The sequence below is a fragment of the Streptomyces sp. NPDC047706 genome (assembly GCF_043204795.1).
Classification (GTDB): domain Bacteria; phylum Actinomycetota; class Actinomycetes; order Streptomycetales; family Streptomycetaceae; genus Streptomyces.
Genome location: NZ_JBIDCW010000020.1, coordinates 55,997 through 80,351, shown reverse-complemented (window position 1 = coordinate 80,351; position 24,355 = coordinate 55,997). Strand labels below are relative to the sequence as shown.

At 71.2% G+C, this 24,355-nt stretch carries 20 protein-coding genes and 2 pseudogenes; 15 read left to right on the top strand and 7 right to left on the bottom strand.

Annotated features, from left to right (window positions below):
- The first annotated feature begins 115 nt into the window (after positions 1-115).
- From polX to ACGF8A_RS23345, 3 genes are all read left to right on the top strand, one after another.
- The gene (gene polX / locus ACGF8A_RS23355) at positions 116-1,900 is read left to right on the top strand and encodes a DNA polymerase/3'-5' exonuclease PolX (RefSeq protein WP_393111151.1); all 1,785 of its coding nucleotides are present in this window, start codon (positions 116-118) and stop codon (positions 1,898-1,900) included.
- 503 nt (positions 1,901-2,403) lie between these two features.
- On the top strand, positions 2,404-3,057 hold the full coding sequence (locus ACGF8A_RS23350) for a chitinase (protein WP_393111281.1): 654 nt from the start codon (positions 2,404-2,406) through the stop codon (positions 3,055-3,057).
- A gap of 63 nt (positions 3,058-3,120) precedes the next feature.
- Positions 3,121-4,494: an RICIN domain-containing protein gene (locus ACGF8A_RS23345; RefSeq protein WP_393111149.1), complete on the top strand. Its 1,374-nt coding sequence runs from the start codon at positions 3,121-3,123 to the stop codon at positions 4,492-4,494.
- Here ACGF8A_RS23345 and ACGF8A_RS23340 read toward each other — a convergent pair.
- A pseudogene (locus ACGF8A_RS23340) lies at positions 4,485-4,745 on the bottom strand (hypothetical protein); the annotation flags it as partial. The gene ACGF8A_RS23345 and the pseudogene ACGF8A_RS23340 overlap by 10 nt on opposite strands.
- Positions 4,746-5,518: 773 nt before the next feature.
- Here ACGF8A_RS23340 and ACGF8A_RS23335 point away from each other — a divergent pair.
- From ACGF8A_RS23335 to ACGF8A_RS23305, 7 genes are all read left to right on the top strand, one after another.
- Positions 5,519-6,349 carry an alpha/beta fold hydrolase gene (locus ACGF8A_RS23335; RefSeq protein WP_393111147.1) on the top strand — a complete coding sequence of 277 codons (831 nt, stop codon included), beginning with the start codon at positions 5,519-5,521 and terminating at the stop codon, positions 6,347-6,349.
- A 162-nt stretch (positions 6,350-6,511) separates the two neighbouring features.
- Complete coding sequence (locus tag ACGF8A_RS23330; RefSeq protein ID WP_393111145.1) at positions 6,512-7,036, top strand: (2Fe-2S)-binding protein; 525 nt, start codon at positions 6,512-6,514, stop codon at positions 7,034-7,036.
- A gap of 10 nt (positions 7,037-7,046) precedes the next feature.
- Entirely contained in the window at positions 7,047-8,075 is a 1,029-nt protein-coding gene (locus ACGF8A_RS23325; protein ID WP_393111143.1) for an FAD binding domain-containing protein, read from the top strand.
- On the top strand, positions 8,072-10,306 hold the full coding sequence (locus ACGF8A_RS23320; protein WP_393111141.1) for a xanthine dehydrogenase family protein molybdopterin-binding subunit: 2,235 nt from the start codon (positions 8,072-8,074) through the stop codon (positions 10,304-10,306). Before ACGF8A_RS23325 ends, ACGF8A_RS23320 begins: the two co-directional genes overlap by 4 nt.
- A 234-nt stretch (positions 10,307-10,540) precedes the next feature.
- A complete protein-coding gene (locus ACGF8A_RS23315) occupies positions 10,541-10,768 on the top strand; it encodes a hypothetical protein (protein ID WP_393111139.1) in 228 nt (75 codons plus the stop codon).
- Between the two features lie 35 nt (positions 10,769-10,803).
- Positions 10,804-11,196, top strand: a complete 393-nt coding sequence (locus ACGF8A_RS23310) for a VOC family protein (protein ID WP_393111137.1) — start codon at positions 10,804-10,806, stop codon at positions 11,194-11,196.
- A 74-nt stretch (positions 11,197-11,270) separates the two neighbouring features.
- Positions 11,271-12,344, top strand: coding sequence for an adenosine deaminase (locus ACGF8A_RS23305; RefSeq protein WP_393111135.1), 1,074 nt, complete (start codon positions 11,271-11,273; stop codon positions 12,342-12,344).
- On the opposite strand, the gene ACGF8A_RS23300 is transcribed toward ACGF8A_RS23305, so the two are convergent.
- Complete coding sequence (locus ACGF8A_RS23300; RefSeq protein ID WP_393111133.1) at positions 12,332-12,841, bottom strand: DUF664 domain-containing protein; 510 nt, start codon at positions 12,839-12,841, stop codon at positions 12,332-12,334. The genes ACGF8A_RS23305 and ACGF8A_RS23300 overlap by 13 nt on opposite strands.
- 770 nt (positions 12,842-13,611) lie before the next feature.
- Complete coding sequence (locus tag ACGF8A_RS23295; protein WP_393111279.1) at positions 13,612-15,102, bottom strand: SulP family inorganic anion transporter; 1,491 nt, start codon at positions 15,100-15,102, stop codon at positions 13,612-13,614.
- A 429-nt stretch (positions 15,103-15,531) separates the two neighbouring features.
- Here ACGF8A_RS23295 and ACGF8A_RS23290 point away from each other — a divergent pair, with 429 nt between their 5' ends.
- Complete coding sequence (locus ACGF8A_RS23290; protein WP_393111131.1) at positions 15,532-15,945, top strand: MerR family transcriptional regulator; 414 nt, start codon at positions 15,532-15,534, stop codon at positions 15,943-15,945.
- A gap of 291 nt (positions 15,946-16,236) precedes the next feature.
- Here the strand turns inward: ACGF8A_RS23290 and ACGF8A_RS23285 are convergent, their stop codons facing one another.
- Entirely contained in the window at positions 16,237-17,124 is an 888-nt protein-coding gene (locus tag ACGF8A_RS23285; protein WP_393111129.1) for a LysR substrate-binding domain-containing protein, read from the bottom strand.
- Between the two features lie 114 nt (positions 17,125-17,238).
- Here ACGF8A_RS23285 and mgrA point away from each other — a divergent pair, with 114 nt between their 5' ends.
- Positions 17,239-18,231 carry an L-glyceraldehyde 3-phosphate reductase gene (gene mgrA, locus ACGF8A_RS23280; RefSeq protein WP_393111127.1) on the top strand — a complete coding sequence of 331 codons (993 nt, stop codon included), beginning with the start codon at positions 17,239-17,241 and terminating at the stop codon, positions 18,229-18,231.
- Positions 18,232-18,328: 97 nt separating this feature from the next.
- Here mgrA and ACGF8A_RS23275 read toward each other — a convergent pair.
- A pseudogene (locus tag ACGF8A_RS23275) lies at positions 18,329-18,625 on the bottom strand (DUF1905 domain-containing protein); the annotation flags it as partial.
- Positions 18,626-18,908: 283 nt separating this feature from the next.
- On the opposite strand from ACGF8A_RS23275, the gene ACGF8A_RS23270 reads away from it, so the two are divergent.
- The gene (locus ACGF8A_RS23270) at positions 18,909-19,319 is read left to right on the top strand and encodes a hypothetical protein (protein ID WP_393111125.1); all 411 of its coding nucleotides are present in this window, start codon (positions 18,909-18,911) and stop codon (positions 19,317-19,319) included.
- Between the two features lie 90 nt (positions 19,320-19,409).
- Positions 19,410-21,323: a glycoside hydrolase family 5 protein gene (locus ACGF8A_RS23265; RefSeq protein WP_393111123.1), complete on the top strand. Its 1,914-nt coding sequence runs from the start codon at positions 19,410-19,412 to the stop codon at positions 21,321-21,323.
- A 34-nt stretch (positions 21,324-21,357) separates the two neighbouring features.
- Here ACGF8A_RS23265 and ACGF8A_RS23260 read toward each other — a convergent pair whose 3' ends face one another.
- Positions 21,358-22,641, bottom strand: coding sequence for a streptophobe family protein (locus tag ACGF8A_RS23260; RefSeq protein WP_393111121.1), 1,284 nt, complete (start codon positions 22,639-22,641; stop codon positions 21,358-21,360).
- Positions 22,642-22,924: 283 nt separating this feature from the next.
- Here ACGF8A_RS23260 and ACGF8A_RS23255 point away from each other — a divergent pair, with 283 nt between their 5' ends.
- Positions 22,925-23,383 carry an ATP-binding protein gene (locus ACGF8A_RS23255; protein WP_393111119.1) on the top strand — a complete coding sequence of 153 codons (459 nt, stop codon included), beginning with the start codon at positions 22,925-22,927 and terminating at the stop codon, positions 23,381-23,383.
- 71 nt (positions 23,384-23,454) lie between these two features.
- On the opposite strand, the gene ACGF8A_RS23250 is transcribed toward ACGF8A_RS23255, so the two are convergent.
- Entirely contained in the window at positions 23,455-24,342 is an 888-nt protein-coding gene (locus ACGF8A_RS23250) for an RNA polymerase sigma factor SigF (protein ID WP_393111277.1), read from the bottom strand.
- Positions 24,343-24,355: the final 13 nt, after the last annotated feature.

Below are 24,355 nucleotides of genomic sequence, written 5' to 3'. Positions count from 1 at the left end.
CGATCCCGGGGCGTCGCCGGTCCCGGGGCCGAGGGCCGCACGGCGGGCGGCCGACCCGGTGTCGTCGCGCCCGCTCAGCTGAGCGGGGCGCGAGAGGCGTGCATACCCTGGAGACGTGGCTCGTTCCAACGATGAGGTGGCCGCGCTGTTCGCCGAGTACGCGGATCTGATCTCGATCACCGGAGGAGACGCCTTCCGGGCACGCGTGTACGAGAAGGCCGCACGGGCGATCGGCGGTCACCATGCCGACGTGTCCAGACTCGACCTCAAGGGTCTGCAGGAGATCCCCAACGTCGGCAAGTCGATCGCGGAGAAGATCGTCGAGTACTTCGGCACGGGCAAGGTCTCCGCGATCGAGGAACTGCGGGCGAGAATCCCCGCAGGCGTCCGGCGGCTGACGGCCATCCCCACACTCGGCCCGAAGAAGGCCATGGCCGTCTACGAGGAACTGGGAATCTCCTCGATCGAGGAACTGGCCGGCGCCATCCGGCAGGAGCGGCTGCGGGACCTGAAGGGCTTCGGGCCCAGGACCGAGGAGAACATCCTGCACGGCATCGCGCTGCTGCAGTCCTCCGGGGACCGGACGCTGATCGACGCCGCCATGGACGTGGCCGAGGGCATGGTCGCCCAGTTGTCGAAGGTGCGAGGCTGCCGTCGATGCGCGTACGCCGGCTCGCTGCGCCGGGGCCGGGAGACCGTCGGGGACATCGACATCCTCGCCGCGGCCGAGGACTCGGCGCCGCTGATGCGGGCCTTCACCGAACTGCCGGAGACCGGCGAGGTCATCGCCCGGGGCACCACGAAGACGTCGATCCGCACCACCAAGGGCCTCGCCGTCGACCTGCGGGTCGTACCGCCGGACGCCTGGGGAGCCGCACTGCAGTACTTCACCGGCTCGAAGGCGCACAACATCCGTACCCGGGAGCGGGCCGTGCACCAGGGGCTGAAGCTCTCCGAGTACGGGCTGTTCGACGTGGAGAGCGGGGAGAAGATCGTCTCCGAGTCGGAGGAGGACGTCTACGCGCGGCTCGGCCTGCCGTGGATCCCGCCGGCGCTGCGCGAGGACCGCGGCGAGATCGAGGCGGGGCTGCGCGACGAACTGCCCCAGCTTGTCCAGGAGTCCGACATCCGGGGTGACCTGCACACCCACACGGACCTCACGGACGGCCTCGCCCCGCTGGAGGAGATGGTGGCGGCGGCCCGCGACCGCGGCCACTCCTACTACGCGATCACCGACCACGCGCCCAACCTCTACATGCAGCGCATGACCGGCGAACGGATGCTGGCCCAGCGTGAGCGCGTCCGTGAACTCGACAGGGAGTACGGCGGGCGCGGCGGGCGCGGTGGGATGAGGCTGCTGCACGGCGTGGAGCTGAACATCGACCCCGACGGCGGCGTGGACTGGCCGGACGACTTCCTGGCCGGCTTCGACCTGTGCGTGGCCTCGGTGCACTCGCACTTCAACCAGGCGCCCGACGCGATGACCCGGCGCTTCCTGCGGGCCTGCGAGAACCCGTACATCAACATCATCGGCCACCCCACCACCCGCATCATCGGCAAGCGCCCCGGCGTCGACGCCGACCTGGACGCGCTCTTCGCCGCCTGCGCGCACACCGGCACGGCCCTGGAGATCAACTCCCATCCCGACCGGCTCGACCTGAACGACGAGCACATCCTGCGGGCCAAGCGGCACGGGGTGAAGTTCGCCATCGACAGCGACGCGCACTCCACGCTCCATCTGGCCCATCTGCGCTACGGCGTGGGCACGGCACAGCGGGGCTGGCTGACCAAGGACGATGTGATCAACACCTGGCCACTGACCCGCCTGCGGCGGTTCCTGCGCAAGGGACGTACGAAAGCGGGGGCTAGGAGGCCGGCGGCCCGAGCGCTCAGGGGGTAACCGAGCCGTATCGCGGGCCTGTTGGCGGGCGCATCCGCCGCGGTGCGGCGCAGCCCGACCGTCGCGTGACTGCGTCCGCTGGTCAGCCGGGGGCGGATTTCGGTCAGAGCCGGGTCGTGAGGTGAGGGCGCCGACCGCGGCGTACGCGGGGTGGTCGCCGAGGCCGTCGCCCACGGGGCGAGCGGGGGTGGTCCGTCCGGCGGTCACGCCCATATGACTGTCAGAAGTGCCGTGGCGGCGCGGAGTTCTGCCAGCTGATCCCTTGTCGATACGGCGTGCGAGCGGGGCCCGCATGTCAACTCGGCCTGGGCGCCGGGCGAGTTGACTGGTCTACACCCTTGACTGGTACAGACCAACGCGGTTGAGTGTCGGACCAACCCCCCACCACGGCCGCCCCCCCTCCTCGGGGAGCGGCCGTGCACCGCAAAGGAGCTGAACCTGTGTCGAGGCGTCGTTTCCGCATCTCCGCACTCCTGAGCTCGCTCGCACTCGCGGGCACCGCCCTGGCCCTGCAGTCGGCCCCCACCGCGTCGGCCGCCGGATTCGTGGTCAGCGAGGCGCAGTTCAACCAGATGTTCCCGAACCGGAACTCGTTCTACACGTACAGCGGCCTCACCGCGGCCCTGAGCGCGTACCCCGCCTTCGCGAACACGGGCAGCGACACCGTGAAGAAGCAGGAGGCGGCCGCCTTCCTCGCGAACGTCAGCCATGAGACCGGTGGCCTGGTGCACATCGTCGAGCAGAACCAGGCCAACTACCCGCACTACTGCGACTGGAGTCAGTCGTACGGCTGCCCGGCGGGCCAGGCCGCCTACTACGGCCGCGGTCCCATCCAGCTGAGCTGGAACTTCAACTACAAGGCCGCGGGCGACGCGCTCGGTCTGAACCTCCTGGGCGATCCGTGGATGGTGCAGAACAACGCCTCCGTCGCCTGGAGGACGGGCCTGTGGTACTGGAACACCCAGTCCGGGCCCGGCACCATGACCGGCCACAACGCCATGGTGAACGGCGCCGGCTTCGGGCAGACGATCCGCAGCATCAACGGCTCGCTGGAGTGCGACGGCAAGAACCCCGCGCAGGTGCAGAGCAGGGTGAACAACTACCAGAGGTTCACCCAGATTCTCGGTGTTTCACCGGGCGGCAACCTCTACTGCTGACGCCGGTTCGCGGGGCATGGTGTCATGCACCTGACCATCACGCCGCGAAACGAAGGGCACGTCATGCGTCGCACCCCCCACGCCCTCCTCGCCACGACCGCCGCGCTGGCCGCCGCGGTCGTGGCGCCCCCACCCCCGGCAGGGGCCGCACCCGCGTCCCCGGCCTCCGGCACGTACTACCTGCAGAGCGCCACCACCGGCCTCAACGCCGCCGACAACCAGGGCGCGGTCGAGCAGCACAGACCCAAGGGCAACGAGGACCGCCAGCAGTGGAACCTGCGGCCGAGCGGTGGCTCGTACGTCCTCGAAAGCACCGACGCCACCGGCACCTGCCTCGGGCGCTCCGGCGACCAGGCGCGGACCGTCACCTGTACGAGCACCGACGCGGCCTGGGAGATCACGCCCACCGGCGCGGACCGGTACACCCTCAAGGCGCCCGGGACCGACCGCCATCTCACGCTCGCCCCCAAGCCCGCCGGCGCCAACTACCCCGCCCCACTGACCGTCGGCGCCCCCGGCGCCCTCGCGTCCTGGTACCTCACCCCCGTCACCCCGGCCACCACCCCGATGCCGCCGCAGGACCGGCGCACCCTGGACCAGGTCACGTTCCTCACCTCGCACAACGCCTACGCCAACGGCGTCGACGGTGGCTTCGCCCCACCGTTCGTGAACCTCGCGCCGAACCAGTCCCGCGGCATCAACCAGCAACTCGCCGACGGCGTACGCGGATTCATGCTCGACATCCACCAGACCCCCGACGGCGCGATTCTCTGCCACAACAGCTGCACCCTGGTCAGCAGGCCGGTCGCCCTGTGGGTCGACCTCCAGCGGATCGTGGACTTCCTGCGGGCACACCCCGACCAGTTCGTCACCGTCTTCCTGGAGGACTACGTCGACCCGGGCGTCCTGCGCTCCGAACTCGCCCGCGTGAGCGGTCTGTACGACGTCCTGTACCACCCCGACCGCACCGGCGTCCGCGACAGCGGCTGGCCCCGGCTCGCCGACCTGATCGCCGCCGACGACCGGCTGCTGATCTTCACCGACCACAGCCGCTCCGCCGACCAGTCGGCCGGTCTGACCCGGGACAGCTTCGGGGTGATGTACCAGCGGGAGTGGACCGTCGAGAACCACTGGTCGATGGGTTCCGGCCTCGGCTCCTCCGACTGGTCCTGCTACAGCCGCTGGTACGACGCGCACACCAACATCCCGCTGACCTGGACCGAGCCCGGCTTCCGCCCGTTGTTCGTGATGAACCACTTCCGTGACGTCCCGATCTCCGGCACGGTCCGCACGGACAACACCAAGCTCGCCGACCGGGCCGGCCGCTTCTGCCGGCCGGCCGCCCGCAAGAAGCCCAACTTCCTCGCCGTGGACCGCTACGAACTCGGCGACACGGCCTCGGCGGTGAACGCCCTGAACACCTACACCTACCCGTAGACGCCCGAAGAGGTGGGCCCCGGTCGCCCGGGGCCCACGTCCCTCTGCCCGAGGACCGGATAGTGGTCCGACAGGTTCGTGTACGTGTAGCCGGTGCCCCAGCTCCACACCGTCCAGGGCGCGCTCTCCCCTTTGACGACGTCGCTCTTCCAGACCGCCGGCCGGGCGTGCCCCGCCCGGTGGAGCACGAAGTCGAGGTTCTCGCACGGGTCGTCGGGGTAGCGGTCCCGGGCGACGGAGTTCTCCGCGGTGAGGACGTCATGACGCCTGTGTCGCGCACGGCGCCCTACCCGCTTCTGGAGTCGGGCCAGGACATCGACAGCCTCCCGGAGCGGAAGCGTGTCGAGTGCGCCCAGTGCCTCGCGGGGGAGGACGCCTCCGACGACCTGGAAGCCCGACGGCGGGCCGCCAGGCACGTGATCGCTAACCGCTCCTTCGCCAACCGGTCGCACGAGCGCTTCCGCGTCGAAGTCGTCCGCCGCTGGAGCCTGAAGCCCATCTGGACCCGCGTGCGGCGCCCGTGCGTCGCACGTGGAGGGCGCGGCGGGGGCGGGAGTGCCGGTGAGGTCGGCCCACCCCGCTCCCGCTGGCGTCCTCATCCGTCCGACGGCGCCCCTTGTGGGACGGACGGTCTGAAGACCCGTCACCAATGGTGCTCCCAGCGCCCGGTGGCCGGGCTTCTTCGTGCGCGCTCGGAGTACAGATAGGCAGTCTTTGGATCTCCCTGTGGGTGAAAGGGGGCGGGTGGCGCCGCACATCAAACCACCTGGAGTTACTCCCAGGTAGCACCCGTGCAGGGCAGGGATGGCGGAACGGCGTATGCCGGTGGTCGGCGGCCGGCACGCGCCGGGGGCAGAAAATGAGGTATTCCGGACGCGGGCGTAACGTGGCTGACATGGATCCGGCCGCGGCCTTCGGTCCGCGGGTCCAGCGCGTCCGTGCGGCTCGGTCCCGGTTGCCGCCGCAGTGCGTCGGCGCCCCCGTGCGACCAGGCCGCTTCGCCTTTCCAGCAGAAGGATCAGCAATGGGCACGGTCACCACCTCAGACGGCACGACCATCTTCTACAAGGACTGGGGCCCGCGTGACGGCCGGCCGATCGTCTTCCACCACGGCTGGCCGCTCAGCGCGGACGACTGGGACAACCAGATGTTGTTCTTCCTCGCCCACGGCTATCGCGTGATAGCCCACGACCGGCGCGGGCACGGTCGCTCCAGCCAGTCCGCCACCGGCCACGAGATGGACACCTACGCCGCCGATGTCGCGGCGCTGACCGACGCGCTCGACCTGCAGGGCGCCGTGCACATCGGGCACTCGACCGGCGGCGGCGAGGTCGCGCACTACGTCGCGCGCGCCAAGCCGGGCCGTGTCGCGAAGGCCGTCCTCGTCGCTGCCGTGCCGCCGGTCATGGTCAAGTCCGAGTCCAACCCGGGCGGAACGCCGATCGAGGTCTTCGACGGATTCCGCGCCGCCCTGGCCGCCAATCGCGCGCAGTTCTACACCGAGGTGCCGTCGGGCCCCTTCTACGGTTTCAACCGGGAGGGCGCGGAAGTGTCCCAGGGCCTGATCGACAACTGGTGGCGTCAGGGCATGATGGGCGCGGCCAACGCCCACTACGAGTGCATCAAGGCGTTCTCCGAGACCGACTTCACCGAGGACCTCAAGCAGATCGGCGTACCCGTCCTCGTCGCGCACGGCACGGACGATCAGGTCGTGCCCTACCCGGATGCGGCGCCGCTGTCGGCCCAGTTGCTGAAGCACGGCACGCTGAGGTCGTACGAGGGCTATCCGCACGGCATGCTCTCGACCCACCCGGAGGTCCTCAACCCCGACCTGCTGGAGTTCGTGAAGTCGTAGCACGCCCGCGCGAGGGGGCGGCCACCGGGCGGCCCCTTCAGGTGTACACACCGTTACCGGTTCACGGGCGCGGGCACGTCCTGATCCGTTTCCCCGCATCCAGCTTTTGCGGCCTGTCCGGGCCCGTACGAGAATTGAGGGTGCTTTCTCTGGAGGTGTGCCATGTCCACCAGCGGCCAGGCCGTCACCCAAGCAGGCACCGCACGTGTGGAACGAGGCCCCGGTCCGGTCCGGGTGAGACTGTCGATCAACGGCGCCGAGCACACCCTGGACATCGAGCCGCGGGTGAGCCTGCTGGACGCACTCCGGGAGCGCCTCGACCTGACGGGCGCGAAGAAGGGCTGTGACCAGGGCACCTGCGGAGCCTGCACGGTGTGGGTGGACGGACGGCGGGTGCTGGCCTGCCTCACGCTCGCGATGACCTGCGAGGGCCATGAGGTGACCACCGTCGAGGGGCTCGCCGCGCACGGGGAACCGCACCCCATGCAGGAGGCCTTCATCGAGCAGGACGCCTTCCAGTGCGGCTACTGCACTCCCGGCCAGATCATGTCCGCCGTGGCACTGATCGCGGAGGGCCATGCCCGGAACGACGCCGACATCAAGGAGTGGATGAGCGGCAACATCTGCCGCTGCGCCGCCTATCCGCACATCCGGGCCGCGATCCGCTCCGTCCGCGACCAGACGTAGGAGGCCCCTCGTGCGGCCCATCACCTACCTCCGCGCACCCGACACGGCGACCGCCGTCGCCGCCGTGAGCGCCGACCCCACCAGTGACTTCCTCGCCGGGGGCACCACCGAGGTCGACCTGCTGCGGCAGAACGTGCTGAACCCCCGGCGGCTCGTCGACATCAACAGCCTTCCCCTGACCGGGATCGAGGGCACCCCGCAGGGCGGTCTGCGCATCGGAGCCCTGGCCCGGATGAGCGAGGTGGCGGCGGCCCCCGTCGTCCGCGAGCGGTTCCCGCTGATCGCGCAGGCCTTGGAGCTGGGGGCGTCCGCGCAGTTGCGCAACATGGCCTCCATGGGGGGCAACCTCTTGCAGCGCGTGCGCTGTTCGTACTTCCGCGACGCCGAGTCCGCGTGCAACAAGCGTGAGCCCGGCAGCGGCTGCTCGGCCATCGAGGGCTTCAGCCGCGGCCACGCGGTGCTCGGCACCAGCGAACACTGCATCGCCACCCACCCCTCGGACGTCGCCGTCGCCCTGGTCGCGCTGGACGCGCGCGTGCACACCCTCGGGCCGGGTGGCGAACGCACCTATCCGATCGACGACTTCTTCCTGCTTCCCGGTGACTCCCCGCACCGTGAACACCCCATGGAGCACGGTGAGTTGATCACCGGCATCGAGGTGCCTCCCGCACCGCCGGCACGCCACTCCCTCTATCTGAAGGTCCGCGACCGTGAGTCCTACGAGTTCGCGCTCGTCTCGGTCGCGGCCGCGCTCTCCGTCGTGGACGGCACGATCGCGGACGTGCGGATGGCTCTGGGCGGCGTGGCGACCAAGCCCTGGCGGGCCAGGCGCGCCGAGGACTTCCTGATCGGCGCTGCCGTGAACCGGGACAACTTCGCCCTGGCCGGCCGCGTGGAGATGGCCGACGCCCGGCCGACCGCCATGAACGCCTTCAAGGTCGAACTCGCCCAGCGCGCGATCGTCCGCGCCCTCGACACGCTCAGCGACGGATCGGGAAGCGGGCCCGCGGCCCGGCCCGGGACCGGGAGCCCGCCATGACCGCCACCATCCCGTCCGCCCTCGGACAGCCGCTCGACCGCGTCGACGGTTTCGCCAAGGTCAGCGGAAGCGCACGGTACTCCGCCGAGATCCCCCTCCCGGACATGGCCTACGCGTACGTGGTCGGCTCCCGCATCGCCGCCGGGCGGGTCACGGAGATCGACGTAAGCGCCGCGCTGGCCGAGGAGGGCGTCCTCGCGGTCCTCACCCACCGGACGCTGCCGAAGATCGCCGAGCAGCCGCCGCTCATCCCCTCGCTCGCCGGGACGGCGGCCCCCGCGCAGACCTTCTTCCCGATGCAGGACGACACCGTCCACTACGCGGGCCAGCAGATCGCCGTCGTCGTCGCCGACACCTGGGAACGCGCCCAGCACGCGGCACGCCTGCTGCGCGTCACCTACGAGGAGACACCACCGGTCACCACCCTCGACCAGGGCCGCGACCGGACGTACGTGCCCGAGCGGATCTTCGGCGGCTTGATACCGGGCCGGAGCGAGCGCGGGGACGTGAACGCCGCCCTCCAGGACGCTGACATCCGGGTGGACGCCACCTACACCTACGCGGCGAACAACCACAACCCGATCGAATCCTCCTGCACCACGGCCCAGTGGGACGGTGACGAGCTGATCCTGTACGACGCCACGCAGGGGGTGAACGCCACACAGATGACCGTCTCCCGGCTGCTCGGCGTTCCGATGTCGAAGATCAGGGTCCTCGGTCACTACGTGGGCGGCAGCTTCGGGTGCAAGGCGATGATCCACGCCCACTCGACGCTCGCCGCGATGGCGGCCCGTGAGGTCGGCCGGCCGGTGAAACTCGCCCTCACCCGGGAGCAGATGTTCACCTCCGTGGGCCACCGCGAGGAACAGGAGCAGCACGTGACCCTCGGCGCCACGCGCGAGGGCAGGCTGACCGCGATCCGGCACCACAAACTGTCCCCGACCTCCCACTTCGACGACTGGGCCGAACCCTCCGTCGGCGTCTCCTCGCAGATCTACGCATGTCCCGCCTACGAGGGCGAGTACCGGCTGTTCCGCGCCAACACCATGACCCCCACCTTCATGCGGGCACCGGGCGAGGCCAGCGGCATGTTCGCGCTGGATTCCGCGATGGACGAACTCGCCCACGAACTGGGCCTTGACCCCCTCGAACTGCGCCTGCTCAACCACACCGACGTCGACGCCATGTCGGGCCTGCCCTGGTCCAGCAGCGGCCTGCGGGAGTGCTACGAGCGTGGCGCGCAGCGTTTCGGCTGGGCCGGGCGTGATCCCCGGCCGGGTGTACGCCGGGACGGGAACTGGCTGATCGGCACGGGCATGGCCACCGCGAGCTATCCGGTCTCGCCGCTCGCCAACCCCCAGCGCGCCCGGGCCCGTGTGTACGCGGACGGCACGGCCCTGGTCCAGGCGGCCACACCCGAGTTCGGCACCGGCGTCGCCACGGTCATGACCCAGGTCGCCGCTGAAGGCCTCGGCATGAGCGTGGAGCGCTGCCGGTTCGAGTTCGGGGACACCGACCTGCCCAACATCGCCGCGGCCGTGGGCTCGGCCGGCGCCGGCATGATCAGCGCGGCCGTGCACAGCGCCGCGACCGCCCTGCGGGGGCAGCTGATCGCGAGCGCCGTCGGCGATCCCGGTTCACCGCTGCACGGGGCCGACCCGGTCGACGTCGTGGTGCGGGACGGGGTGATGACCGCCGGTACCGCGTCCGAGTCGTACAGGGATCTGCTGGTGCGCAACTTCCGGCCGGACGCCGAGGCCGTGGGGCAGTGGACCCCGCCGCACGACATCCCCTACGGCATGATGACCTTCGGCGCCCAGTTCGCCGAGGTCGCCGTGGACGCGGAGCTGGGCCTCGTCCGGGTGCGGCGCATGACCGGGGCCTTCGCGCCCGGCCGTGTCCTCAACGCCAAGACGGCCCGCAGTCAGCTGATGGGCGGCATGCTGTGGGGCCTCGGCCAGGCGCTCATGGAGGCCAACCACATGGAGCCGGACACCGGCCGCTGGGTCAGCGCGAGCCTCGGGGAGTACCTGGTCCCCGTGAACGCGGACGCTCCCGACGTCGCCGTGGAGCTCGTCGAGGTCGAGGACGACATCGTCAACCCGCTGGGCGTCAAGGGCGTCGGAGAGATCGGCCAGGTCGGTGTGGCGGCCGCGATCGCCAACGCCGTGCACCACGCGACCGGGCGGCGGGTGCGCAAGCTGCCGATCATGATCGAGGACCTGCTGTGAGCCTCGCGCCGTCCGCCCGCAGGCGCGCGGCGGCGGCCACGCCGGTCTCGTCACGCCGGAAGGTCCCACCCCCGTAGGAGCACCGGACCCCGCCGACGGACCGGAAGCGGTGGACGCCGTGGACGACTCGGACGATGCCGTCGACCGTGTCGAGGCGTTCGTCGCAGAGGTGGGGACGGCGCCGTCGCGGCATTGCGCGCCCTGCTGGCCCTCTGGGCGGCGATGCCGTCGACCGTGTCGAAATTCGTCGCAGAGGTGGGGGACGGCGCCGTCGCGGCATTGCACGCCCTGCTGACCCGCTCGGTCGCCGGGCTCGCCGTCCGGGACGCCGACCTGGGATGCGTCTGGGGCGTCGACGCCTTCGAACGCGTCGACGGCATCGACCGCGGTCGCCGCACCGGCGTTTCGCCTCGTAGGGGGCAGGCGCGACGACGGCTGGCGTCCGAGGGGTTTTACGTATAACCTCTCCCGTCAATCAGCCCTGCCGGAAGGTCCCGATGACACGCATCGCCCTGGTCACCCTCGTCGTCGACGACTACGACGAGGCGATCCGCTTCTACACCGAGGCCCTCGGCTTCCGGGTCGCCGAGGACGCGCCCCGCCCCGACGGCTCCCGCTGGGTCGTGGTCGAGCCCGGGACGGGAGGCACCGGCACCGCCCTGCTGCTGGCGCGCGCCAAGGGCGAGGCCCAGCAGGCCCGGGTCGGGGACCAGACCGGCGGCCGCGTCGGCTTCTTCCTGCACACCGACGACTTCGCCCGCGAGCACGCGCGGGCGCTCACCGCGGGGGTGAGCTTCCTGGAGGAGCCGCGGCACGAGCCGTACGGCACGGTCGCCGTCTTCCAGGACCTGTACGGCAACCGGTGGGATCTGCTCCAGCCCGCCGACTGACCGCGCAGCCCCGACAGCCCCCGCACCCGCACGGTTCCGCTCGCTCGGACACCCCGCACCAGGAAAGGCGCACCATGACAGCTACGCGCGTAGACACCGAGACCCTCCGCCGCCTGCCCAAGGCCGTCCTGCACGACCACCTCGACGGCGGCCTGCGTCCCGCCACCGTCGTGGAGCTCGCCGAGACGGTCGGGCACACCCTGCCCACCACCGACCCCGAGGCACTCGCCGCCTGGTACTACGACGCCGCCAACTCCGGCGACCTGGTCCGCTACATCGCCACCTTCGAGCACACCCTCGCCGTGATGCAGACCCGCGAAGGCCTGCTGCGCACGGCCGAGGAGTACGTCCTCGACCTGGCGGCGGACGGTGTCGTGTACGGCGAGGTCCGCTACGCGCCGGAGCTGATGGTCAAGGGCGGGCTGACCCTGCCCGAGGTCGTCGAGACCGTGCAGGAGGGGCTCGCCGCGGGCATGGCCAAGGCGGCGGCCGCCGGCACGCCGGTCCGGGTGGGGACGCTGCTGTGCGGCATGCGGATGTTCGACCGCAGCCGGGAGATCGCCGACCTCGTGGTCGCCTTCCGGGACGCCGGCGTCGTCGGCTTCGACATCGCCGGCGCCGAGGACGGCTTCCCGCCCGCCGACCACCTGGCCGCCTTCGCGCACCTGCGCGAGGAGAACGTGCCGTTCACCATCCACGCCGGTGAGGCGCACGGCCTGCCCAGCATCCACCAGGCGCTCCAGGTGTGCGGCGCGCAGCGCATCGGCCACGGCGCGCGGATCACGGACGACATCCCCGACCTCGCGTCCGGCAAGCTCGGCCGGCTCGCCGGATGGGTCCGCGACCGCCGGATCGCGCTGGAGATGTGCCCGACCTCCAACCTCCAGACCGGTGCGGCCACCTCGATCGCCGAGCACCCCATCACGGCGCTCCGCGACCTCGGATTCCGCGTCACGCTCAACACCGACAACCGCCTGGTCTCCGGCACGACCATGACCCGCGAGATGTCGCTGCTGGTCGAGGAGGCCGGCTGGACGGTCGAGGACCTGCGCACCGTCACCGTGAACGCCGTCAAGAGCGCGTTCATACCGTTCGACGAGCGCAACGCCCTCATCCGGGACGTGATCCTGCCGGGCTACGAGGCCTGAAGCAGCCCTCGTACGTAGGCGGCCTGTCCGACGTGCTGAAGGTCGTCGGACAGGACGCTCACCAGCCGGGTGCCGAGGGTGACCGGCGGATCCCACCGCTCGTCCACGACGCGTTCGAGGTCCTGGGCGGTCACTTCACGCAGGAAGCCCCGGGTCTGCTCGTGCACGGCGTCGTAGTAGCCGGTCAGCAGGTCCGGGGAGTCGACCCGCACCTTCGCGACCTTCGCCGGGCTGTGCCCGTAGCCGGTGTCGTGGCGCGGCAGCCCGAGCCCGAAGCGCTTCTCCCAGTCCTGGCCGAACCAGACCTGTTCCAGCCCGGCGGCGTCGGCGACGTGGTCGTCCTGGACGCGGGTCAGGTGCCAGATGAGCCAGGAGACGGAGTTGGCGGTGGGCCCGGGGCGGGCGTTGAGGCCGTCGGCCGTGAGGCCTTCGACGACGGCGTGGACTTCTTCCTGGACGCGGCCGTAGCCGTCGCTGAGGATGTCCTTGGCATGCATACGTCCCACCATGGCGCATCGCCGGGATTCGCACGACGCAGGTGGGATGTGCTCCGGCGAGGGCGCCCCGGCCGGACCGGCCCGTCGGGGCGCGAAGCCGCCGGTCTTCCCGGTCGCCGCGATCGACGACCCGGTGCTTCCGGGGCAGCCGGCGGAGTCGGCGGAGCCGGGCGGACGAGAGGGGCGAGAGGGGCGAGAGGGGCGCCGACACGCTCGACCGGGGGCTGTCCATCGCCCGCAAGGCTGTCGGCCGGTGGCAGTGCCGGGGCTGGAGCGAAGGCGATCCGACCATCGGCATCGAGCGGCGGCCGTACCCACCGGTCCGCCCCAAGGCCCTGGCCGAGAACCTGATCGCTTCCTTTGGCGCCGGGGAGTCTCCCTGCGGGAGAAGACCTTGTGGAAGACGGCGGGGTGAGGGAGTGCAACCACTGGCGGTCCGGCGCCGCTCAGCTGCTGCCCCGCCTGACCGCCCGGCCTCCCTGGACGACCTCGCGGCCCCGGACGGCCGGACCCTGTACCGGCTGCGGCACTCCGCGCTCACCCACGACGCCGAGGGCGGCACCTCAACCCCCCGATGCTGCCGGCCCGCTCCCCGCACGCCTCGGTCCGCTCCCTGGGCCGGTCTGCCCGCCCCGGCGTCGACGCGGTCGCCCGGCAGGTGGCCGAACGCGACCGGCGGCCGCCGCCGGCGCTGAACTGCCGGACTGCACCGCAGAACAGCGAGCGGCCCCGGCCGGGCGCCGGGGGCCGCTCGCTGTTCGCCTGCCGTGTCAGTGGCTGCCGGCGAGTTCGCCGGTGAGCTTGCGGTGGAGATCGGCGCTCGGGTCGTTCAGCCCGGTGATCTCGACGGTCTTGCCGCGCTGGCCGTACTTCGTCTCGATCGCGTCCAGGGCGGCCACCGAGGAGGCGTCCCAGATGTGCGCGGCGGACAGGTCGATGACGACCTTGTCGGGGTCGGTGGCGTAGTCGAACTGGCCGACGAGGTCGTTGGAGGAGGCGAAGAACAGCTCGCCGGTGACCCGGTAGACCACCGCCTTGCCATCGGGGTCGACCACGGCGGTGACCTCCGCGAGGCGGGCGACACGCTTGGCGAAGACGACCATGGCGGTGATCGAGCCGACGACGACGCCGACCGCGAGGTTGTGGGTGGCGACCACGCAGCCGACGGCGATGACCATGACGGCGATCTCCCCGGCGGGCATCCGCCGAAGCGTCTTGGGAGCGATGGAGTGCCAGTCGAAGGTCGCGAACGACACCATGATCATGACGGCGACAAGGGCCGCCATGGGGATGTCGGAGACGACCGGGCCGAACACGATGCACAGCACCATAAGGAACACGCCGGCGAGGAACGTGGACAGGCGGGTGCGGGCGCCGGAGACCTTCACGTTGATCATCGTCTGGCCGATCATCGCGCAGCCGCCCATGCCGCCGAAGAAGCCGGTGACGATGTTGGCGATGCCCTGGCCGACGGACTCGCGGGTCTTGTTCGAGTGGGTGTCGGTGATGTCGTCGACCAGCTTGGCGGTCATCAGCGACTCCATCAGGCCGACCAGTGCCATGGCGAAGGCGTACGGGGCGATCGTCGTCAGCGTGTCCAGGGTGAACGGAACGTCCGGCAGGCCCGGCACGGGCAGGGAGGAAGGCAGTTCGCCCTTGTCGCCCACGGTCGGCACCGCGATGGCCGCGCCTACGGTGATCACGGTCAGGATCACGATGGAGACCAGCGGCGCCGGGATCACGGTGGTGACCTTCGGGAAGAACACCATCAGCACCAGGCCGCCGATGATCAGCGGGTACACGGCCCACGGCACGTCGGTCATCTCGGGGACCTGGGCCATGAAGATCAGGATGGCGAGGGAGTTGACGAAGCCGACCATCACCGAGCGGGGAATGAACCGCATCAGCTTCGCCACCCCCAGCGCGCCCAGGACGACCTGGAAGACGCCGGCCAGGATGACGGCGGCGACCAGGTAGCCGAAGCCGTGCTCGCGGTTGAGCGGGGCGATCACGAGCGCGACGGCGCCGGTGGCGGCGGAGATCATCGCCCGGCGTCCGCCGACGATCGAGATGACCACGGCCATGGTGAAGGAGGCGAACAGGCCGATCGCGGGGTCGACGCCGGCGATGATCGAGAAGGAGATCGCCTCGGGGATCAGCGCCAGGGCGACGACCAGGCCCGCGAGGACCTCGGTGCGCCAGACCTTCGTATCGGAGATCCAGTCGGGCTTCAGGCCGCGCAGGCGCGCGGCCGGGGACACAGCAGTGGCAGCGGAGGACAAGGAAGAGGGAACCTGTCGTGCTCAGGCACACCCCTACGGCAGGCCGAGGCGTGCGGGAGGACGCGGAGGAACCGGGCCGGCACCCCGCGGACGGCGCCGCGACATGCGGAGCCACAAGTCGAGTACGGACGGGTCAGGGCCTGTGCAAAGGTGCGGCCCTGCCTCGCGTCCGGGAGCGAAGACTCACGGCGGGCAGGTGGCGGCGGCAGGCGTCATGGGCTCGCGCACGCTTCTCTCCCGCAGGGATCGGATCTTCGCCGGGGGCACCTTCGGCCCCGACACGGCAACGGCGGGGCAGCGGCACGCCACCCTCACCAGCAGCAACCCTACCCTAACGTTAGGGTAGAGATCGGCGGCGCCCACCCGGGCCGGGACCGCCGACGACGAGAAGGGCCGGAGGATCACGCCGTGGACGGCAGGCACATGCAGATCGGCGAGGTCGCCGCGCGCACGGAGCTGTCCCTGCGCACCATCCGGCACTACGAGGAGACCGGCCTGATCGTCCCGTCCGCCCGCTCGCAGGGCGGATTCCGTCTCTACACCGAGGCCGACGTCGCCCGGCTCATGGTCATCCGCCGCATGAAGCCGCTCGGCTTCACCTTGGACCAGATGCGCGACCTGCTGGACGCCACCGACCGCCTCGACGCGGGAACCGGCCTCGACGCCGCCGAGCGCGAAGCCCTCCTGGAACGGGTACGGACCTACCAGCAGGCCGCCGCCGAGCAGGTGGAGAAGCTGCGGGTCCAGCTGGCCCGCGCCGAGGACTTCGCCGCCACCCTGGCCGACCGCCTGGAGCGGAACGCTCCGGCCGCCCACGCTTAGAACCGGGCATCACATCCCGGCCGGTGCCGCCCTGTCCTGCCGGCGGCGCGGGCCGGGCATGGCCATGGCCGGGGTCGCCAGGGCACGTCCCGGGCGGCTGTTCAGGTCCAGCTCGGACCGGCCGTAGTGGTTCACGCGCGCCCGGAGCGGCGGGACGGGGCCCTGCGGTCGGCGTCGGGTGAGCGTCTCGGCCCACTTCGGGCCGGCGAGGGCCCCGTTCGCAGCGGCCGTACGAGGACGGGGCCGTCCAGGTCGCCGCGCCGCACCCGCCGTGCCGCACCGCGCCGTGCCTCAGTCGGCGGGCCTCGCGTCGAGGAGGTCCATCAGGGCGCGGGCCGCCGGGCTTGTCGCCTCCGGGGGTGGGAGCAGGGCCACCGTCTCGTAGGCGGCCTCGTCGGTGCCCTTCAGCGGCAGTGCCGTGAGGGACGGGCGCTTGTGGCGGAAGTGATGCGGTACGACGGCGATGCCCAGGTTCTCGTCCAGCAGGTCGAGCAGGCTGTGCACGTCGTTCACCTCCAGATCCACGGTCCGCCGGACACCGGCCCTGGTGAAGGCGGCGTCCGTCGCGCGCCGCGGCCCCCAGTCGGGATGGAAGTCGACGAAGACCTCGCTCCCCAGCTCCTGCGGCGTGACGGGCGCGCCGGCGGCGGCGAGACGATGTGTCGGATGACACAGGACGGTCATCGGCTCGCGGGTCAGCGCCACGGAGCGCAACTGGTCGGTGCTCTCCTCCGTGCGTACGGCGAAGGCGAGGTCCAGGCGTCCCGCCGCCACCTCCTCCAGCAGCGCGCCCGAGCCGGCCTGCCGCAGGCAGATCTCCACATCCGGGTGCCGGTGGCGGAACGCCGCGAGCAGCCGCGCCACGTTCACCCCCGCGATGCACTGCTCGGTGCCGAGCGCGAGCATGCCGCGCAGCACGCCCTGGACCGCGGCCACCGCCTCGTGGGCGGAGCGCACCTGAGCCAGGATCCGCTCCGCCTCGCCCAGCAGCGCCCGCCCGGCCGGGGTGAGCGTCACCCGGCGGGTGGTCCGTACGAACAGCGGGGTCTGCAACTCGCGCTCCAGTGCCCTAATCGAGGCCGACAGGCCCGACTGGGACACCAGGAGCCGTTCGGCCGCCCGGGTGAAGTGCTGGTCCTCGGCGACCGCGACGAAGTGCTGGAGATGACGCAGTTCCATACTGAGAAGCCTAGTCGCTGAATTCCATCGGATTCTTCTGTTGGACCACTGCCCGCAGGTCACGACAGAGTGGAGGCACACCGATCCATCCGTGCCAACCCCTCTGGAGTCGCGTTGTACACGGCACACCCCGACCGCTACGCCGGCATGCCCTACCGGCGCACGGGACGCAGCGGCCTGAAGCTCCCCGCCCTGTCACTCGGCCTGTGGCACAACTTCGGCCCCGACCGGCCGGTCCGGACCCAGCGCGCCATCCTGCGCCGTGCCTTCGACCTCGGCATCACCCACTTCGACCTCGCCAACAACTACGGGCCGCCGCCCGGCGCCGCCGAGTCCGCGTTCGGCGAGGCGCTCAGGGCGGACTTCGCGCCGTACCGAGACGAGCTGGTGATCTCCACCAAGGCGGGCTACCTGATGTGGCCCGGCCCGTACGGCGAGTGGGGCTCGCGCAAGTACCTGCTGTCCTCACTGGACCAGAGCCTCGGGCGGATGGGCCTGGAGTACGTCGACATCTTCTACTCGCACCGCCCGGACCCCCAGACACCGCTGGAGGAGACGATGGGCGCCCTGCACTCGGCGGTCCAGCAGGGCAAGGCGCTCTACGTCGGCGTCTCCAACTACTCGCCGGAGCAGACCCGCGAGGCCGCCCGCATCCTGGGCGAACTGGGCACCCCGCTCCTCATCCACCAGCCGCGCTACTCCATGCTCGACCGGCGTCCGGAGGAGGAGGGGCTGCTGGACGCGCTGGACGAGCTGGCGGTCGGCTCCATCGCCTACTCGCCGCTGGAGCAGGGCCTGCTCACCGGACGCTACCTCGACGGCATCCCGGAGGACTCGCGGGCCGCGGGTGACAGCCCGTTCCTGAAGTCCGACGCGCTGACCGAGGAGCTCGTGGACCGGCTGCGCGCCCTGAACGACATCGCCAAGTCGCGCGGCCAGTCACTGGCCCAGATGGCGCTCGCCTGGGTGCTGCGCGGCGGCCGGGTGACCTCCGCCCTGGTGGGCGCGAGCAGCCCGGAGCAACTGCAGGACAGCGTCGCCGCGATCGACAACCTGGACTTCGACGCGGACGAGCTGTCCCGCATCAACGCACTCGCTGTTGCCTGACCCGCCGTTTCCCCACCCGTGCCCCGGAGGTGAGCCGCCACCTCCGGGGCACGGGTGTCTTCGTGGCGGGATCGGCGTGTACCGCCTGCGCGCCGGGCCGTTCGCGCAGACGCTCCGTGACCGTGTCGCCCGCGTCCTTGCCGGCGGCCCGGCGCACCTCGGACTTGACGGGCAGTTTGTGGGTGCCGTCGCCCAGCGTCATGAAAGAGTTCCGGAAAGGGTGACCGTCAATGGTCCCGCGGATCTTGACGAGCCCGCGGGTGTCGAAGAAGGCGACGGATTCGGGCCAGACGACATACGTCCATCCGCCTTTGCCCGGACTCCTGTGCAGGGCGGCGGTGAATTCCGCGTCGACGTTTCCGGTCGCCCCATGGCTGTCTCCGTCGGCCGTGATCGCTGAATTCCTCACCCGCCGGACCCCGTGAACAGGAAGAACTCATCGCGGAGGCTCTCGCTCCGCTACTGGCGAAGATCAGTGCTGTCCGGCCTGCGGTCCTCACCCGTCGCGATCCGGCCAATACCGGCGGTGAATATGCCAGGAGACTGGCCGGAATGGCATGGTGACAGTGATTCAACAGTGAAGATACTCAAGGGTGCAGGGACTGTTTTCACCGCACGGGAGTCGCACCGAAAGCGGGGCATCACCGCTGGCGGGCAACGCGACGGGGGAGGCGAGCGTGCACGACGAATTCCTGTGCCATGTAACGGCGTACGGCACGTGTGGCGGCCGGCGGATCGGCGTGCCGCTCGGTACGTACCGGGCACCCACTCTGGCGCTGGCGCTGTGGTGGCTGCGCGATCGCGCCAACTGGATCGCCGAGCGGCTCGATCCCCAGCCCGGTGACGCGCCGTATCCGCCCAACGCACTGATTCCGGTCGGCTCCGGCGTGGCCGACGTGCCGTCGGTGCTGCGCGCCTGGTGCGCCGACGCGGGCCGGCAGGAGCTGATCGCCGACCAGTTGGCGGCCGGGCGGCTGGTCAGGATCGCCATCTGTGACGACACCACGGAGTACGAGCTGCTCGCCGAGTCCGTCGACGCCCTGCGGATGCAGCGCACCGTCCCGGCCCTTGTCGTCACCGTCGCCTGACACGTGCCATCGGGGGCCTGCGGCACTGCGGGGGCTGGACCGCCGGCGCGCCGTCCAGCATGATGACGCTGCCATGACAACATCGTCGGGATGGTGACCGTGCGCGCAGCCGTCGTCAGGGCCACACTGGCCGCCGTAGCCCTTGTGCTGCCCTTGGTGCAGGGCCCCGGGGCCACCGCCGCAGCCGGGGCCGTCCCCCGGCTCGAGGCCGCCGCGGAATGGACGGCCCCCCTGAGCACGCGGGGACGCTGGATCGTCGACGCCGACGGTGACCGCTTCAAGCTGCGATCCGGCAACTGGCACGGCGCCAGCGGCACCTGGAGCGGCACCGGCAGCACGGCCGACGACGGCAACCACCACGCCGGCGAGAACGCCGGCCGGATCCCGCTCGGCCTGGACCGTGCCCCCATGGCCGAGATCGTCGCCGGATTGCGGGAGATCGGAGTCAACAGCATCCGGCTGCCCTTCTCCAACGAGATGATCCACGACACCGTTCCCGTCACGGACGACGCCGTCGCCGCCAATCCCGTCCTGCGCGGCATGACCCCGCTCCAGGTGTACGACGCCGTGGTCCGCGAGCTGACCGCCGCGGGGCTGGCGGTGATCCTCAACAACCACACCAACACGACCCGTTGGTGCTGCGGCATCGACGGCAACGAACGCTGGAACGCGAGCCGGCCGACACGGACCTGGGAGAACGACTGGCTGTTCATGGCCCGCCGCTACCAGGACAACAAGCGGGTCGTCGGCGCCGACCTCTACAACGAGGTGCGCCGCGACATCTGGGACGACCCCAACTGGGGGCTCGGCGACGACCACGACTGGTTCGCCGCCTCGCAGCGCGTCGGCGACCGCATCCTGACGGAGGCCAATCCCGACCTCCTGATCGTCGTCGAGGGCATCAACTGGACCGGCATCCCCGTCGACGGATTCCCGCACGAGCGCCCCACCCTGGAGCCGGTGCGGCGTCTCTCGCACACCCTGGTCGACTCCGGCAAACTCGTGTACTCCGCCCACTTCTACGACTACACCGGCCCGAACCACAGCGGCGCCACCGGGACGGGCGAGACCACCGACCCCCGCTACCGCGACCTGAGCCCGGCCGAGCTGATCGACGTACTGAACCGCCAGGCCTTCTTCACCGCCGCCGAGCGGGACCGGCACTTCACCGCACCGGTCTGGATCAGCGAGTTCGGCGTCGGCGGCCGGGGCGAGACCGGTGCCCGGCAGCGGGCCTGGTTCGAGAACTTCGTCGACCATCTCGTCCGCACCGACGCCGACTTCGCCTACTGGCCACTCGTCGGCTGGCACGAGAACCGCAAGGGCAACGGCTGGGCGCTGCTGCACTGGGACGCGGCGGGCCACCGCATGGGGCTGTACGACGGTGACGACTGGCGGGCCGCCGCCTGGACGCGGCTCGTCGGCGCCTCCGGCCGCACCGGCCAGGTGGCGGCGGTGCCCGAGTGGTCCCAGCTCAGCCCCGACCACGGCGACTTCGTCCAGTCGCGGCGCATGCGCGCGCTGCCCGACTGGGACTCCGGCGCCCGCAAGGCCGCCTGCCCCGACGGCCAGCGGCTGCTCGGCCTCAGCCACACCGGCAACCGGGGCCTGTGCTCGGACGTGTCCGCCTCGTGGGTCCCGGCCGGCGGACACGAGGTGGTCCGCGACGAGCGGCACGTCACGGCGGGCAACGACTGGGCGTCCGGCTACACCAAGCTCCAGTGCGCCGCCGGTCACTACCTGGCCGGCTACAGCGTCCGCGGCTCCGCCGTCTCCGCCGCCCTGTGCGTGGCCGCCCCGGCGGGAGGACTCGGCGGCGCCGGCCGCACGGTCTGGTTCGACCGCGGCGACAACCGGGGACCAGCCCCCAAGGGCGGTGACTTCGCGGTCGGCCGCTACAAGGGGCAGTGCGCGGACGACGAGTACGCGGCCGGGATCGCGTACACGGGACGCGTGGGGTCCTCGCGCACGCCGGACGCGTTGTACTGCCGGAAGCTCGCCTAGGTACTGGCGGACGCCTCTGCCGCGGGAAGCTCGCCTAGGTACCGCCCGGACTCCCGGGCCTCGTCCCTCGCCGCCGCCCCACCGCCCTGGCCAGCAGTCCGCCGAGGGCACCGGTCACCAGCCCCCACAGCAGGGCGAGCCCCAGCGCGCCCCAGATGCGTGGCCGCAGGAACAGCTCCCCGGCGAGGTCGCCGCCCAGATCGCCGATGCCGAGCACCGACAGTCCGTAGGAGGCGGAGACGCGGCCGACCAGGCAGATCATGAGCACGGTGAGCGCCAGCGCGACGGCCATGCGCACGGCGTGCTGCCAGAGCGGCAGCCGGGCCGGGGAGCGGGCTGCCATCACGAAGGCGGCCGCGAGCACCAGCACCAGCGCCGCGACCACCAGCCACCACACCCGGCCGTCGTGTTCGGAGAGCGTGCCGACGTTCAGGGCCTGGACGTCCTCGGACCGCAGCACCTGGTCGAGCACGGGGGGCATCGGCAGGCTGAACGGCCCCTCCACCCGGCCGTCCCAGGTGGCGCCCATGCCGAGGGTGAGCCCGAGCCACGCGAGGTTCGGCAGTCCGAGGAGCAGCGTCGCGAAGGTCTCGGCCGGATGCCCGCGGGTCCCCGCGGCGATCAGGCCGATGACCGTGCCCACTACGACGTACACGAGCAGCAGGGCCACCATGGCGTAGGCGGCCGGACGCACCGCCTCCCGCAAACGCGGCAGCGGGTCCCGCAAGGGAGTGCCGGGTGCGACCAGCAGGGCCAGTACGAGCACACCCGCCAGCCACAGCAGGCCGAAGAACAGGGACAGCGGCACGTCCGCCGCGAAGCCGACCTCGGGTGTGAGGCCGAACAGATCGCCGATGGCGCTGATCGCCCCCTCGCCGAGCGAGATCCGGAACGTCTGCCGGGCCGCGAGGGCGAGACCGAGCAGCCCCAGCAGCCACAGGACGGCCACCTTCGCGGCCCACGCGCCCAGTTCCCCGGCACCCGCCGGCGCCCGGCGCCGCAGCGGCCGGAGGAAACCCACGGCGATCACCAGCGCGCCGGCCAGTGTCACGGACAATGGGATCACGGTCAGCCCCGCCGTCGTCTCGGCCAGGCCTGAGGCGCCTCCCGAGAACTCGACGACCCCGCCCACCGCGATGACGACGGTCGCCGCGACCACCCGCCAAAACGCCGCGTCCGGCAGTTGAGCCGCCCCCGCCGCCCACAGTCCCAGTGCGGCGGTGACCCCCATGGCGACCAGCCCGGCCAGCACCACGAGGAGGGCCTGCACCGAGCCGGGGCGGGCCGGTGCCTGACCGGAGGGGGTTCGGGCGCTCACGCTGCCACGCTAAGCAGCGCGGGCACCGGGCGCGCGCCGGGAGGTCCGTCCGCGTCGGCATAGGAGAAAAGTCCGAAACATCGTGCTCTACGGCCTATATCCCATGATTTCTCGTGCCGTCGGCGACGCGGAGCGTTCGTCCTGCGCGTACATGACCCCCTGAATGGCCCGCAAACGCTCCGGCTGTGTGACGTCTGCGGCACTATGGACTGGGGCGCCCGGCTCGGGGTACGAGGACTGGTGCAGCAGCGTCCGGCACGGCCGGCTTCGGAGAGAGACAGGCATGATCGAGCACGGGGACGGGGCCGTCGTACCGACTGGTTTCGACGTGCCCGTGGAACCACTACGGCGGGCGGCGCACTACACGGGCGAGCCGGGGTGCATCGCCGAGGCGCGGTCCCTCGCCGCCCTCTTCCTCGGCCAGCTCAGGACCGAGTGGTGTGCCGAGATCGACGACCGCGTCGAGGGAGCGGTGCTCCTCGTGGTGAGCGAACTGGTCACCAACGCGGACCGGCACAGCAACGGGCCGTACATCCTGGAGCTGGAAGGGACGGACAGCGCCCTGGCGGTGTCCGTGTACGACAGCAGCGCCGCCCTGCCCAGGCGGTTCCCGCGTGACCCGGCCCGCATCGGCCGGCACGGCCTGGAGATCGTTCACGCCCTCGCGGCCGAGGTGACCGTCGAGCGGGTGCCGGTGGGCAAGCTGGTGCGTGCGGTGATGCCGCTGGAGGACACGCAGTGAGCCCCTGACGCGTGGCCAGGGACCCACCTACGGTCCGAATTCTTCCGCCGGCCTGCGGTCGGGTTGCCCTGTCAGGCGCAGCCCAGCTCCCCGAGCATGCCCCGGCGGAGCCGCACGATGATCCGCTTGAGCAGCCGGGACACATGCATCTGGGAGCATCCGAGCCGCTCGCCGATCTCGGCCTGGGTGGCCTCCTCGACAAACCTCAGATGCAGGATCTGCCGGTCACGCTCGTCGAGTTCGGCCATCAGCGGGGCGAGTGACTGGAAGTCCTCGACGAGTCGCAGTCCCTGTTCCTCGACACCGATGAAGTCGGCGAGGACGGACTCACCGTTCTCCGGGCCGTCGCCGGTGAGGGCGGCGTCCAGGGAAGCGGAGTTGTAGCCGTTCGCGGCGATCTGGGCCTCGACGACCTCCTTCTCCGAGATGTTCATCAGCGTGGCGAGCTCGGCCACGGTGGGGTCCCGGTCCAGCCGGCTGGCCAGTTCCTCGCGGGCCTTGGCCAGTTCGACGCGGAGTTCCTGAAGGCGGCGGGGGACGTGCACGGCCCAGGTGGTGTCGCGGAAGAACCGTTTGATCTCACCGACGATGTACGGCAGCGCGAAGGAGGTGAACTCGACCTCGCGGGAGAGTTCGAACCGGTCGATGGCCTTGATCAGGCCGATCATCCCGGTCTGGACGATGTCCTCCATGTCGTCCCCGCGGTTGCGGAACCGGCCCGCGGCGAAGCGCACCAACGACATGTTCATCTCGATCAGGGTGTTGCGCGCGTACTGGTACTCGTGCGTGCCCTCTTCGAGTTCGGTCAGGCGCGCGAAGAACTGGCGGGACAGCTCGCGCGCGTCGCGTGGAGCCACGGCACGGGGGTCCACGACCTCCGGTGCCGACCCCTCACCCGTCCTGGCCACGGGGCTGTCCTTGACGGCCTGTGCCTCCGACCCGGTCACGGCGGTGTCCATTACCTCTCCCACG